The organism is Gillisia marina (genome assembly GCF_000258765.1).
In the GTDB taxonomy this organism is placed as follows: domain Bacteria; phylum Bacteroidota; class Bacteroidia; order Flavobacteriales; family Flavobacteriaceae; genus Gillisia; species Gillisia marina.
Map to the genome: position 1 here is coordinate 50,125 of NZ_AJLT01000025.1, position 14,752 is coordinate 64,876.

General features: G+C 35.3%; 10 protein-coding genes and 2 pseudogenes. 1 reads left to right on the forward strand and 11 read right to left on the reverse strand.

The annotated features are described in order from the left end of the window. From ON07_RS17930 to surE, 5 genes and pseudogenes are all read right to left on the reverse strand, one after another. A pseudogene (locus ON07_RS17930) lies at window positions 1-2,045 on the reverse strand (ComEC/Rec2 family competence protein). A 76-nt stretch (window positions 2,046-2,121) separates the two neighbouring features. After that, a complete protein-coding gene (locus tag ON07_RS08265) occupies window positions 2,122-2,670 on the reverse strand; it encodes a C40 family peptidase (RefSeq protein WP_010229947.1) in 549 nt (182 codons plus the stop codon). A gap of 29 nt (window positions 2,671-2,699) precedes the next feature. Then, on the reverse strand, window positions 2,700-3,815 hold the full coding sequence (gene lpxB, locus ON07_RS08270) for a lipid-A-disaccharide synthase (protein ID WP_010229949.1): 1,116 nt from the start codon (window positions 3,813-3,815) through the stop codon (window positions 2,700-2,702). Between the two features lie 28 nt (window positions 3,816-3,843). Further along, window positions 3,844-4,125, reverse strand: a complete 282-nt coding sequence (locus tag ON07_RS08275) for a hypothetical protein (RefSeq protein ID WP_010229952.1) — start codon at window positions 4,123-4,125, stop codon at window positions 3,844-3,846. Continuing rightward, window positions 4,118-4,900, reverse strand: a complete 783-nt coding sequence (gene surE / locus ON07_RS08280; RefSeq protein ID WP_029331706.1) for a 5'/3'-nucleotidase SurE — start codon at window positions 4,898-4,900, stop codon at window positions 4,118-4,120. Before surE ends, ON07_RS08275 begins: the two co-directional genes overlap by 8 nt. Before the next feature lie 147 nt (window positions 4,901-5,047). On the opposite strand from surE, the pseudogene ON07_RS14960 reads away from it, so the two are divergent. Then, window positions 5,048-7,182, forward strand: a pseudogene (locus ON07_RS14960) (carboxy terminal-processing peptidase). Between the two features lie 461 nt (window positions 7,183-7,643). Here ON07_RS14960 and rodA read toward each other — a convergent pair. Genes rodA through purH form a run of 6 tightly spaced genes read right to left on the reverse strand, consistent with a single transcriptional unit; the run spans window position 7,644 to window position 14,677 of the window. Beyond that, on the reverse strand, window positions 7,644-8,891 hold the full coding sequence (gene rodA, locus ON07_RS08290; protein ID WP_010229957.1) for a rod shape-determining protein RodA: 1,248 nt from the start codon (window positions 8,889-8,891) through the stop codon (window positions 7,644-7,646). Beyond that, window positions 8,891-10,759, reverse strand: a complete 1,869-nt coding sequence (gene mrdA, locus ON07_RS08295; RefSeq protein ID WP_010229959.1) for a penicillin-binding protein 2 — start codon at window positions 10,757-10,759, stop codon at window positions 8,891-8,893. Before mrdA ends, rodA begins: the two co-directional genes overlap by 1 nt. Continuing rightward, a complete protein-coding gene (locus tag ON07_RS08300) occupies window positions 10,756-11,262 on the reverse strand; it encodes a hypothetical protein (protein ID WP_010229961.1) in 507 nt (168 codons plus the stop codon). Before ON07_RS08300 ends, mrdA begins: the two co-directional genes overlap by 4 nt. Continuing rightward, entirely contained in the window at window positions 11,255-12,076 is an 822-nt protein-coding gene (gene mreC / locus ON07_RS08305) for a rod shape-determining protein MreC (RefSeq protein ID WP_010229963.1), read from the reverse strand. The genes ON07_RS08300 and mreC overlap by 8 nt, the downstream gene beginning before the upstream one ends. Window positions 12,077-12,086: 10 nt before the next feature. Beyond that, complete coding sequence (locus ON07_RS08310; protein WP_010229965.1) at window positions 12,087-13,115, reverse strand: rod shape-determining protein; 1,029 nt, start codon at window positions 13,113-13,115, stop codon at window positions 12,087-12,089. Between the two features lie 35 nt (window positions 13,116-13,150). Beyond that, entirely contained in the window at window positions 13,151-14,677 is a 1,527-nt protein-coding gene (purH, locus tag ON07_RS08315) for a bifunctional phosphoribosylaminoimidazolecarboxamide formyltransferase/IMP cyclohydrolase (RefSeq protein ID WP_010229967.1), read from the reverse strand. Window positions 14,678-14,752 lie beyond the last annotated feature (75 nt).

Consider the following 14,752-nt stretch of genomic DNA (forward strand, 5'->3'; position numbering starts at 1 on the left):
TTAATTATAGGTATTTTTTACTGATTTTATTATAAAAGCTCCCTTTTCGCCTGTTGCGTGGAAAGGGATTTTTTCATTTTTGGCTGTTAGCTGCCACTTTCCAACAAGGTTCTTATAGTTGCTGCCATCTGCAATTACTTGTTCCGGTTGTAGCTTTAAAACAAGTCTTTCAAGATTTATTTTCGGAGAATTTATTAATATAATAAGCTTCGGATTAAAATTTGGCAACATATAGACCCCAAGACTATCTATTATTAATATATCTTTTTCAGCATAAGAATAGATGTTTTTAAGCTTTAAAGTGGTGTCCACTTTGCGGTTGTTTCCAATTTCATAATCCGTTATAAAAGATGGTTTTTGCTGAATATTAGTAGTGTAGTAGCGAAAGCTTTCTTGATTGGTTATTCCAATATCCGTGTTTCGCGCTCTATGAAAAACAACAAATTCATTCACGGGTTTTTTATATTTTTCATAAATAAAGACAAGCTGAATTGCTAGTATAGCAAATAATACAAAGTTTAGATTTCTAAAATTTGACTTCTTCAGAAGAAAAGAAACGGAAATGAGTAAAGCGAAAAATGCAAGACAAAGCATCAGGGAAAATGAAATATCTTTAATAATAAATGATTCTTTGGATGCTATAATGGCTACAAAATCATTTAAAACAGAAATCATCCAGCCATATATTTTGGATAGCAGGAATGGATGGAGTCCGATGAGGATGAGAAAAATTAAGATGATCCCTATTGCCAAAATAAGCCCCATAAATGGCAGAATGAAGATGTTGGAAACCAGAAACAACCCGGGGAACTGATGGAAATAAAACAAACTTAAAGGCAACACCCCAAATTGAGCAGCCAAGGTTACCGAGGCTATTTTCCAAACATATCTCAAGAATTTATTTTCGGTATTTATTAATCTCATTATTGCAGGTTGAAAAACCACGATTGCGAAAACAGCAGAATAACTTAGTTGGAACCCAACCTGAAAAATATAAAGCGGATTAATAAGTAGTAAAATTAATAAGGAAGCAAATAAAGTATTCAGAATACTTGTTCTTCGGTTTAGTTGCATCCCAATAGCCACAAAGGAGAACATGCTTACAGCGCGAACTACAGATGGTGACAGCCCGGCAATTAATGCAAATCCCCAAAGAGAAATTAATAATATCGCAACTTTAAGAAATTTTCCATGTTTCCAACATTCCATAAACTTCATGCCCCAGTTCAACATGAATAGAATAATCCCAACATGTAGCCCGAAACTGCCAATATATGGATCACTCCTGCTGCTGCATAATTTTGCTGAATCTCTGAAGATAACTCTTGCCTTTGGCCTAATAGCAAAGCTTGAATCACTGCAAGTTCATCTGTGCTAAAATTTTGCTTTTTAAGATTGACGATTATTTTGTCTCTAAGTTTTCCTGCATAAGCTCTTAGTGAAATTGTAGAAGCGGCAAGGGTTTCTAACTGGTCATTGGAATTATTTAGTTGTTTGTAGACTCCCAAGGTCTCCATATAACGACTGTAGTCAAATGAATAAGGATTTAAACTTCCTTTTATGTCTTCAAATTCTCTTAGAGCAGCAATGCGTTGCCCAACCTTCAGTTTAGGTGCTAGACTGTCCTTCGAAACATTCAAAAGCAATTTCCCTTCCACATAGTTTGAGTTCAACTTTATGACCTTTAAAATGTATCTGTCTTGATACATTCCTGGTTTTAACACTTCCAATACTTCAGCAATCATAATAGGAGAAGAGTCGTTTGTTTCAGTTTCAAAATGATTTATAAAGTGGTCGGGATTATTTTTCGGGAGTTGAGAATAGGAGGTGAGAAAGCCTATATAGAAAAACATGACAAATGTTGAAATTCCGAAAATAGGATTTTGAAGGAAGTTCTTCTTCGCTTGAAGAAATGAAATAATAAAAAGCAGAAAAATTAAAACTCCGCTTCCTATTAGATATTGGGGTGATATTTCAATATAAAATCCTAATAGTATCCCGACTATTAGAAAAAAAGTAAGTTTAATAAGTGTAAAATTGTACAATCCCCAAAAGTCTAAGTTACTCTTGAAGATAATAAAATAAATAAAGAATCTCGTAGAATAAACCCTCGATGAGGGATTAGATCACTCGTCTTGCCATCACGAAATGGTCGAACCAATAATCGTCTGCTAATGATGATATTATGACTCCTCTGGAAGTAGAAGAGTGAATAAATAATATATGGCCCGGTTGAATTTCCACTACCAACCCCACATGATTAATCACTTTTCTGTTCTTATTGGTTTCGAAAAACAAGAGATCTCCAATATTCACATCTACAAGAGATAATCGCTCTCCTTCTAAAGACATATCTCGCGAAGACCTTGGTAATTCTATATTCTCCTCTAAAAAGGAGGTGAAAACAAGTCCGGAGCAATCCATTCCCTTTTCTGTAGTGCCACCGTATTTATATTTAGTTCCCTTAAATTTAAGGGCGGTAGCGGTAATATTATAGACTCTTTTATCCTTTGGCAATTCGGAAGCGGAGGCGGTATTAATTTTATTTTCAGGAGCCTTATGGTAGATAATTACTTCGTTCGAATTCAAACTTTGTTGCTCAACGATCCTTTTAGATTTAGATGCTCCACAACTAGTAAGCAAAAAAAGTGAACAGGACAAAAAACACATAGTAAAAAGATCTACTCATATAGAAAATGCTATTTTTTAATACTCTTATAGATTAGTTGGGCGGTTTTTTCACTAGCTCCCGCACCGCCTAATTTTCTTTCTAACTCGAAATAAGCCTCAAATATTGTTTCCCTATTCTCAGGATCTAATATTTTGTTGAGTTCCTCTTTTAATTTTTTCGGATTAAAGTCATTCTGAATTAATTCTGTAACCACTTCTTTATCCATGATTAGATTAACCAGCGAAATATAGTCTAAATCCACTACCCTTTTTGCAATCTGATAAGAAATTGTGCTCCCTTTATAGCAAACAACTTCCGGCACCTTGAAAAGTGCTGTTTCTAAAGTTGCTGTCCCGGATGTTACTAACGCGGCCGTGGAAAGGCTTAACACATCGTAGGTGTTATTCATCACCAAATGAACATTTTTACTCTTGATAAAGGGCTTATAAAACTCCGGATCCTGACTTGGAGCACCGGCAATTACAAACTGATATTCTTTAAAATCATCGGTAACACTTAACATAGTTTCCAACATCTTGGATATTTCCTGTTTTCGACTTCCCGGAAGCAAAGCGATAATTGGCCTTTCGTCTAAATGATGTTTTTTTCTGAAATCCTCTTGTGCAACCAATTCTTTTTTTGCTATTGCATCTAAGAGCGGGTGCCCTACAAAATGTACCGGAAACTGATGCTTCTCTTCATAAAATTCCTTTTCGAAAGGTAGAATAACATACATTTCATCTACATCCCGTTTTATTGCAGAAATTCTATTCTCTTTCCAAGCCCAGATCTGCGGAGAAATATAATATTGTGTAGAGATATTCAATTGCTTTGCCCATTTAGCAATTCGCATATTAAAGCCCGGATAATCAATAAAAATAATAGTGTCCGGCTTGTATTCCAGAATATCATTTTTGCAAAATTTAATGTTCTTTAAAATGGTTCTTAGATTAGCGATCACTTCTAAAAAGCCCATAAAAGCTAGTTCTCTGTAATGTTTTACCAGAGTACCACCAGCTTCTTGCATAAGATCTCCTCCCCAGAATCTGAACTCGGCTTTCGGGTCTACCTTTTTTAAAGCCAACATCAAATTGGAAGCATGTAGATCTCCGGAAGCTTCACCTGCAATAAGGTAATATTTCATTCTAAGGGATTTTAAGTATGGAAAGTTATCAAATAAATTTGGTAACTGCTATAACCACTGCCATAAGTACGGTAGCTAAAAGCACACCTCTAGCTTTATAGATCTGGTTCTTTTTTATAAAAATAAAAAATGGTAGAAAATTCAGGATGGCTCCAAGTGAAATAATTTTCCCTAAATAATCATTTTGATGGGCATGCTGAAGGGTTGCTTCCAGTTCCATTTTTGAAAAAAGAAGAATATAGAAGAAGATTCCCGCTGCATTAGCCAACAAACCTATTAGAAAACCAATAAAAACATGTTTTTTAATCATTTAATCCCCAGTCATTAAGATCTTTAATATAATGATGTGCGGTAAGGTCAAATTGGACAGGAACTACAGAAACATATCCATTTTCCAAAGCCCATTCGTCCGTGTCTTGTCCGCTATCTTCATTTACAAACTTGCCGGTTAACCAGTAATAATCCCTTCCTTGCGGACTAGTTCTTTTATCGAATTCCTCTACCCAATAGGCTTTGGCTTGCCTACATATTTTAATTCCTTTAATTTCTTTCTCTGGTAATTTCGGTAAGTTTACATTAAGAACAACTCCTTTTGGAAGTCCATTTTTTAGCACCTTTTTTGTAATTGCTTTTACAAATTTCTTAATTGGTTCGAAATCGGCATTTAAGGAATAATCCAATAAGGAAAATCCAATTGCAGGAATTCCCTCAATTCCGGCCTCTACAGCTGCGCTCATTGTTCCCGAGTAAATCACATTGATAGAAGAGTTGGAACCATGATTTATTCCGCTCACACATAAATCTGGCTTGCGATGTAAAATTTCCTGAGTGGCAATCTTCACACAATCGGCCGGAGTTCCGGAGCAGCTATATTCTTTGTGAGTATATTTTTTATTGATTTTTATCTCGTCACAGTAAAGAGTATCGGTAATGGTGATGGCATGTCCCATCGCACTTTGTGGACTATCTGGTGCAACAACAATAACATCGCCAAGCTCTTTCATGACTTCAATTAATGTGCGTATTCCCGGAGCGGTGATTCCATCGTCATTTGTTACTAAAATAAGCGGTTTTTCTTGGGACATATCTAAATATTTTAAGAGTGCTAAAATAATAATTCCCAAAGGAAAGCTTATCTTAGTGGTCTAACAAATTATTTGTGCAAATGGTGAGTGTTGGCACAATTTTTACTACATATAGATTGATATTAAATGATGAAATATATTCGCTTTATGAAAAGGAACTATAAATTCTTGGTGTTGGTGTTGCTTATGGCAGCCGCATCATGCAGCTTTACTACAAAAACTTTCAACGACCCTAATAAAGATAAATTATTAATAGATCTTATTACTTACGTCTTAGAGAGAGGACATTACGACGCTAAATCTATAGACGATGGTTTTTCCAAAGAAGTTTATAAAGATTATTTGGATGCAGTAGATCCTTTAAAACGTTTTTTCTACGAGAAAGACGTAAAGGAGTTTGTTGTGTATCAAGATAAGATAGACGACCAAATAAGAGGAAAAGATCTTACTTTTTTCAATTTAACTCATGATAGGTTATTGGAGAGAATGAAAGAGGTGCGAGGAATTTATAAAGAAATCTTGGCGCAACCATTTGATTTTTCAGAAGAAGAAGATATTAATACCAATTACGAGGAAATAGAATATGTTTCTTCTAGAGTTGAATTAAAAGAGCGTTGGAGAAAGCAATTAAAGTTTAGTACGCTTGGTAATTACTATGATAAAAAAGAAGAGGAAGCAAAAAAGCTAGAGAAAGACCCTTCATATAAAATGAAGAGTGATTCTGAATTGGAGAAAGAAGCAAGGGAATCTGTACTTACTTCTATGGACGAGTATTTCGATTTTAGTGAAGAACTAGAGCGTAAAGATTATTTCGCAGTGTATATCAATGCAATAGTAGAAGAGTTCGATCCGCATACATTTTATTTTGCACCACAAGACAAGGATAGATTCGACATTGCAATGTCCGGGAAACTGGAAGGGATTGGCGCGAGACTGCAAAAGAAAAGCGATAATATCACCATTATGGAAGTGATTTCCGGAGGTCCTGCTTGGTTAAGCGACAAGTTAAGTGAAGGAGATATCATTTTGAAGGTGAGACAAGAAAATGAAGAAAACCCGGTGAGTATTGTGGGAATGCGTTTAGATGATGCTGTAAATCTTATAAAAGGGCCTAAAGATTCTAAAGTTACTTTAACTGTGAAGAAAAAAATGATGGGTAATATAGAAGATATTACCATCATAAGAGATGTGGTAGAGTTAGATGAAACATATGCAAAATCTGCTTTGGTGAATAAGAACGGAAGGGAATTCGGACTTATAAACTTGCCTAAATTCTATTTTGACATGGAAAACTATGCTGACAGAAATGCTGCTTCAGATGTTCAAAAAGAAATTATACGTTTGAAAAAGGCCGGAATGGAAGGCTAGTATTAGATCTTAGAAACAATGGTGGTGGTTCTCTTAAAACAGTTGTAGATATTGCAGGATTATTTATAGAAAAAGGCCCTGTAGTTCAGGTGAAAAGTAAAGGAGCCGGGCAGGAGATTTTAGAAGATAAGGATCCAAGTATTCTTTGGGATGGTCCATTGGTAATATTGGTGAATGAATTATCTGCATCAGCTTCAGAAATTCTTGCTGCTGCAATGCAAGATTATAAAAGAGCAATTATTATAGGAAGCAAGCAAACTTACGGTAAAGGAACTGTTCAAAATGTTATAGACCTTAATCAAACTGTAAGAAGCAACGAGTATGGAGACCTTGGAGCCTTAAAATTAACCACTCAGAAGTTCTATAGAGTAAATGGAGGTTCTACACAGTTGGAAGGTGTTAAAAGTGATGTGGTTGTTCCAGATAGATATAGTTATATAGACATAGGGGAGAAAGATTACGAAAATCCATTGCCTTGGGATCAAATAAAAGCTGCCAAGTATAAAATTTGGGATGGATATATAGATTTTGAAGATGCTATTAAAAATAGTAATGAGAGAATGTCTAATAATGCTCAGTTAAACCTTATTGCTGAAAATGCTAAATGGGTAAAAGATCAAAGAGATGAAGAAAAGTATTCCTTGAACTATACTGCTTATCAAAATCAAAGATTGCTTACAGAAAAAGATGCTAAGAGATTCGATGCAATTTCAAGCTATACTTCTAATTTAACATATGAATCGTTGCCTTACGAAGTGGATTTATATGCGTCTGATACTATCTTGAAAGAAAAGAGAGATAGATGGCACACAAGTTTAACTGGAGATGTTTATATAGAAGAAGCTATTAATGTTTTAGAAGATATTAAGGTGAATAATATTAAAAGGTCTAAAGTAGCTACAATTAAGAATTAAAATATTTTTTAGGGATGTCAAGTTGAGCGGAGTCGAAACCTCCTATTAAGGTTAAAAGTTCTCGACTGCGCTCGGACAGACAAAACAAGATATTTAAACTGTTTTATTTTTTTAGGAGTCTGTTTAAAGAGTTGAATACATCAAAAAGTAAGAGTATTTATCTGAATTATTTCAATATCTAAATTTAATTAGTTGAGTTTTTTGAAATAATTTCTAATAATACTAAATGCATTGATGCATAACTAAATCTTTTAAACAGGCTCTTTTTCATTTCTACAACTTTCCTATGAAGAGAAAATATATTTATCCGGTTATAATATTGATTGTTGCCTTAGCGCTTGTTTTAGTGGAGCGATGTGGCTAAAAGGTTGCTAGGTTAGGAGATTTATTTTGATGAATGTATTAAGTTAAAACAGCCAAGGAAATTAAAGTTTTACTCACTAATTCTCGAGAGAGGGAAGTTAAAAGGCCATTCTTTCAGAATCCAGCTTTATAAAGATAAATAGTAAGATTGTAAAGCCCCATAAGCCGGAACCTCCATAACTAAAGAAAGGAAGCGGTATTCCAACCGTTGGAAAAATTCCCGTTACCATTCCTATATTTACCAGAAAGTGAACAAACATAATTCCCACTACGCTGTACCCGTAAACTCTATTAAATGTAGATTTTTGTCGCTCGGCGAGAAACAATAACCTAAGTAGTAAAAACACAAACAAAAGCACCACAAGCGAAGTGCCTAAAAATCCCCATTCTTCACCAACGGTACTAAAAATATAATCTGTGTCTTGCTCTGGTACAAATTTACCTTTGGTTTGTGTTCCTTCTGTCCAGCCTTTTCCTAGCCAGCCACCACTACCAATTGCTATTTCACTCTGATTGGTATTATACCCAATTCCTCTTGCGTCTACTTCTTTACCGAGAACGATATTAAAACGATCTCTATGCCGTTGTTCGAAAACATTCTCAAAAATATAATCTACTGAATATGACAATGCAACCGCACCTATAATAATCCCAAATAACATAAGCAACTTGGGACGTTTATTCTTTTTCTGAAGCAAACTAATCAAACTAATTATACCAACCGCAATGGCTACATACAGGGGGCCAATCACTAAGGTTAAAATAAAAACAGCTATTCCACCAACGCCCAAGAACAAATAAACCCCGGAGAGCCCTTCTCTATATAACGGGAAGAGAAACGCTGCATATACCATGGCGCTTCCAGCATCGGGTTGTGGTAAAATAATAAGAGCAGGTAGTGCAATAATAAAAAATGCCTTTAACTGATGAGAGAATAATTTAATATTTGTTTGAATATCCCCAAGGTAGTTTGCTAGCGCCAGTGTTGTTGCAACTTTAGCAAATTCTGCAGGTTGAATGCTTACTCCGCCAAATCCATACCACGAGGTGGCGCCATTAATAGTTTTTCCAAAAACAAAAAGGCCTAATATGGAAAGCAGTGATATTATATAAAACACACTTGAAAATTTCATATAAAATTTTGCCTCAATAGATAATATGATGATGATCATAAATAAACCGAGGAGAATCCAAAGAGCTTGTTTTACATAGATCTCACTGAAATCAAATATTCCGGAAGGGACATCTCCCAGAGATGCGGAATAAATATTCATCCACCCAAAACTGATGAGCAAAAGGTAAATTAGGATGGTAATCCAATCAAAACTAATAGTGCCTTTCGCCATTATTTATTAATTGTGAAAGGTTGTCCACTAAGTGGTTTAAGGTATTCGTCTTCCAAACTATGAGTGAGTATCCAAGTTTCCATATCTTTTCTAGAGATACTATTTCTAAGATATTTTTCTATCATTAAACTAGCAATCCTACCGGCATAACGACCTCCCCAATATCCATTTTCAACAAATACTGCAATGGCTATTTTTGGGTTGTCTACGGGCGCAAAAGCTATAAATATTGAATGATCTGTGAGCTGTGTTCTTTTGCCGTTTATTTTAGTGTAATTCTCTGCTGTCCCGGTTTTTCCCGCTATTTCAATTCCGGGAATTTGTAGTGCCGATGCCGTACCAGCTTTGTATACCTGGCGCATTCCCTCTATAACAGGGATAAAATGCTCACTATCAATAGTCGTATATTTTTTCTCGGTATAATCTGGATCTTCTATTGGTTCTCCTTCGATACTTTTTAAAATATGAGGAGTGTAAAACCAACCTTTATTGGCAATAGCAGCGGTCATATTAGCCAGCTGTATAGGTGTCATTAATACTTCCCCTTGGCCAATAGCATTAGAAATTGTTGCGGTGGAATACCACTTGTAGGTAGGGTAGTCGTATATCTTATTATAATAATTTGAATTTGGAATTTTCCCAGATCTTCCTGCGGGTAAATCGTAACCTAAGAACTGACCAAGTCCAAAACTATTTAAATGTTGGGACCATCTATCTACTCCTTCTTGAGGAGTTGGGTATTTTTCTATGATTCTTCTATAAGCATTAGCGAAATATGCGTTACAAGACTGCGCAATTCCAGGAATCATATCTAAAGGACTTGCATGTGCATGACACCCCAATTTCCTACCTCTTCCATAGATATATCCTCTATTGCAAGAAAACTTGTCGTGAATATCTACCACATCTTCCTGTAATGCAATAAGTGCATTGATGGTCTTAAATGGAGATCCTGGAGGATATTCGGCTAATAGACCTCTATCATATAAAGGTCTTGCAATAGTGTCGTAATAAAGTTTTGTGAAATTTGCAGATCGTTGTCTTCCCATTAGTAGCGCAGGATCGTAACTTGGAGCTGTAATAAGGGAAAGGATTTCTCCGGTTGCAGGTTCTATAGCTACAATTCCTCCGCGTTTATTTTCCATTAGTTTTTCGCCATACGCCTGTAACACGGCATCTATGGAAATAGTTACATCTTTTCCTTTTTTAGGAAGGGTGTCATATATTCCTTCTTTAAAGGGACCAATATCTCTATTAAATCTGTCTTTTTGAATATATTTTACCCCTTTTATACCGCGTAGTAGTTCTTCATATTGGCCTTCTACTCCTTGTTTTCCAATTAAATCTCCGGAAATATAATACGGATTGTCTTCGATTATTTTATTGTTCACCTCAGCGATATAACCTAATACATTCGAGCCATTTTGGGTTTGATAGTCTCTTAAAGATCGCTTTTGAATATAAAAACCGGGATATTTTCGCAGTTTCTCCTGAAGATATGCATACTCAGATTTTGTGAGCTGAGGCACTATAATAGAAGGAAGTCTGGGAGAATATATTTTTGCTTTATCTAATTTTTTTGAAAGTTCTTCCGGGGTGAGTTTTAAGATGCTGCAAAATTCTGCAGTGTCAAATGCCTTTACGTTTCTAGGAATCGCCATCACATCATACGAAGGCTGATTAGAAACTAATAGCTCCCCATTCCTATCAAAAATATAACCTCGCTGCGGATAGTTATATACCACTTTTATCGCATTGTCTTCGCTTAATCGAGCGAAAGATTCATCTACAACCTGCAAATAGAACAAGCGGCCTATAAAAATAAAGCCGGTGGTAATAATTATAATGTAAAGCAGCAGCCTTCTCATCGTCTTTTCGGTTTAAAGAGTGTTAAACTAATTAAGACTAAAAGTATTGTGAAAATACTCGTGAAAAATGTCTTTTTCAGAATTAAATATACATGAGAAAAACTAAACATTTCCATGATGAAAAGCAATAAATTATGAAGAATTACTACAAGAAAAATATAGCTTAATCTTGCTCCATATGGAGTGTTCGATAATTTTACTGTTTGATAATCATAACTTATTCCAAAGGAAAATCGAAGTATTATTGGGCGAATGTATGCTATAAATACACAGGCTGCGGCATGTATTCCTCCGCTATCTTCAAAAGTGTCTACGCTTAAGCCCAATAAAAATGCAACCAGCATAAATAAACCTTGCGGTGTATTAAAAGGATATAGAATTAAAAACAGGATGTATAAGTACGGATTTATAAAACCTAAAAAATTGATATTGTTTAGGAGTAGAACTTGTAATAAGACCAAAACCACAAATCGGATGCTATTTGAAATAATTGTATTAGTCATCTAATTCCTCCAGTTCTTTAACTTCTTCTCTATCCTTATTCACAATTACATACACATGACCGATGTTGGTCATATCATTAAATAATTCGATATCAATTGTGAAATAACTTCCATTTTCATCTAGCTTAAAACCTACGATAGAACCAATTGGAATACCGCGTGGAAAAATTAAAGATTTCCCACCTGTAATTATCGTATCACCTTTTTTAACAGGAGCCAATCTAGGTACATCTGTTAGCTGAACGATATTAGGATCTTTACCATCCCAAACTAAAGAACCAAAGTGGTTGGTTTTTTTAAGTTGTGCGTTTATTTTAGAATCACTATTTAAAATAGAGATCACCCTAGCGTAATTTGTAGATGCATTATCTATTATTCCAACAATTCCTTGGCTGGTAACGACACCGGATTCCGGCAAAATATTGTCTTTTCTACCCTTATCCAAAGTGATATAATTATCTACTTTCGCGTAATTATTGTTAATAACTCTGGCGGTTCTAAATTCATAAATTCCTTCGTAGACAGAAGAATCTATAAAAATATCATTGAATAATGTGTCCGGAATATTAGAAAGTTGATTTCGTAATAAATTGTTCTCTTCTAAAAGGCGTTCGTTATATTCTTCAAGATAAAAGTAAGATTGGATACTATTCGCCTTTTTATAAATCCCACCGGTTATAAAATTAGCGGAGCTTATAAATTTACTTTTATGAAATGAATGCGACTGGATTGTTAAAAATATAGATAGGCCAAACAGCAACAGGAATAAGATGTTATTCTTATTGCGGATAAGAAAATTGAATATCTGCTGCATGGGTTAGGTCCTACTTTATCAATATTCCTTTGTAACGGCTTAAGTTTTTAAGGCATATTCCAGTTCCACGAACAACGGCTCTTAAAGGATCTTCGGCAATATATACTGGAAGATCTGTTTTTAAAGATAAACGTTTGTCTAAACCTCTTAACATGGATCCTCCACCCGCAAGATAGATCCCGGTATTATATATATCGGCAGCTAATTCTGGTGGGGTTTGAGATAAGGTTTCCATCACTGCATCTTCTATTCTTAAAATAGATTTATCTAATGCCTTTGCGATTTCTCTATAAGATATTTGAACCTGCTTTGGTTTTCCGGTAAGTAAATCTCTACCCTGAACACTCATTTCCTCTGGTGGAACTTCAAGATCTTCAGTAGCAGCACCTATTTGAATTTTTATTTTTTCAGCAGTACGCTCTCCAACATATAAGTTATGTTGTGTACGCATGTAATAAACGATGTCATTAGTAAATACATCTCCTGCAATTTTCACAGATTTATCACAAACGATTCCGCCAAGAGCGATCACTGCAATTTCTGTAGTACCACCTCCTATATCCACGATCATGTTCCCTTTTGGTTGCATGATGTCTATTCCAATACCAATTGCTGCGGCCATTGGCTCATGAATTAAATACACTTCTTTCCCGTTAACACGCTCTGCACTTTCCTTTACAGCTCTCATTTCCACTTCTGTAATTCCGGAAGGAATACAAATAACCATTCTAAGGGCGGGAGTGAACATTTTTTTCTTTAATGCCGGAATTTCTTTGATAAACATGCTTATCATTTTCTCACTGGCATCGAAATCTGCAATTACCCCATCCTTTAAAGGTCGTATGGTCTTAATGTTCTCATGAGTTTTCCCTTGCATCATCGCCGCTTCTTTTCCCACGGCAATAATTTTACCGGTGGTTCTGTCTCTGGCTACAATAGATGGACTATCTACTACTACTTTATCGTTGTGGATCACCAAAGTATTGGCCGTTCCTAAATCTATTGCTATTTCTTCAATGAGAAAATCAAAAAATCCCATAATTCTTTTGTTGAGGTTAGGTAAATGTAATAAAATTAATGTTTAAAATGGCGAGTCCCAGTCATTACCATTGCCATATTATGTTGGTTACAATAATCTATGCTTAATTGATCTTTTATAGAGCCTCCAGGCTGAATTACAGCTGTAATTCCTGCATTATCTGCAATCTCTACACAATCTGGAAATGGGAAAAAAGCATCACTTGCCATTACCGATCCTTTAAGGTCGAAATTAAACGACTTTGCTTTTGCGATACTATGCGTTAATGCATCTACTCTGGAAGTTTGTCCGGTTCCGCTGGCTAGTAATTGTTTGTTCTTTGCTAAAACGATGGTATTGGATTTTGTATGCTTGCAAATTTTAGATGCAAAAATCAAATCCTTTAACTCGTTAGAAGTGGGTTTATTGTTTGTAGCTTCGGTTAAATCGGCTACAGCATCTGTTTTGAAATCTTTATCTTGAACCAACACTCCGTTTAAACAGGTTCTCACCAATTTTTGAGGTAATTCCTGTTCTTTTTGAACAAGAATGATTCTGTTTTTCTTTCCTTTTAAAACTTCTATAGCTTCTGAAGAAAATGAAGGAGCGATCACAACTTCGCAAAATAACTGATGGATTTCTTCAGCAGTCGCTTTATCAATTTCAGTATTGCTAATTAAAACTCCACCGAAAGCCGAAACAGGATCTCCTGCCAAGGCATCCTTATATGCTTGTAAAATGCTATCTCTTTGTGCTAATCCGCAGGCATTATTGTGCTTTAAGATAGCGAAGGTTGGATCGTCATTCTTAAATTCGTTCATCAAATTCACAGCAGCATCTACATCGAGCAAATTATTATACGAAAGTTCTTTTCCGTGTAACTGATCAAAAATGGCTTCAAAATCCCCGAAAAATGTCCCTTTCTGATGCGGGTTCTCCCCATATCTCAGTTCCTTTCCTTTGCTGAAACTTTGCTTGAAAGTGTTGTCTTCAGAATTAAAAAAGTTGAAAATAGCAGTATCATAATGAGAAGAAACTTGGAAAGATTTACCTGCAAATTTCTTTCTGTCTTCCAGAGAGGTAGTTCCGTTATTTTCCGATAATAGCTCTAAGAATTCTGAATAGTCGTCTACGGAAGAAACACAAAGCACATCTTTAAAATTCTTAGCTGCAGCTCTAATAAGAGAAATTCCTCCAATATCAATCTTTTCAATGATATCTGCTTCAGAAGCTCCGGAAGCTACAGTTTTTTCAAAAGGATAAAGATCTACAACTACAATGTCAATTTGAGGGATTTCGTACTCCTTCATTTCGGCAACATCACTTTCATTATCCTGCCTATTAAGAATTCCGCCAAACACTTTTGGGTGCAAGGTTTTTACTCGACCGCCTAAAATAGATGGGTACGAAGTTAAATCCTCTACAGGTATCACAGCGATTCCCAAGTCTTTAATGAATTTTTCTGTCCCACCGGTTGAATAAATAGTGATTCCCAATTCATCCATTTTCTTAACTATGGGTGCTAATCCATCTTTGCTAAATACCGAAATTAAAGCTGATTTCGCTGTTTTTAAGTTGCTCATTGTGATGTGTTTGTTAGGCTTGCAAAAGTAATTAAATCGCTATGATTTCTAAAGTTCTTCGCTTTTATTTCTTAA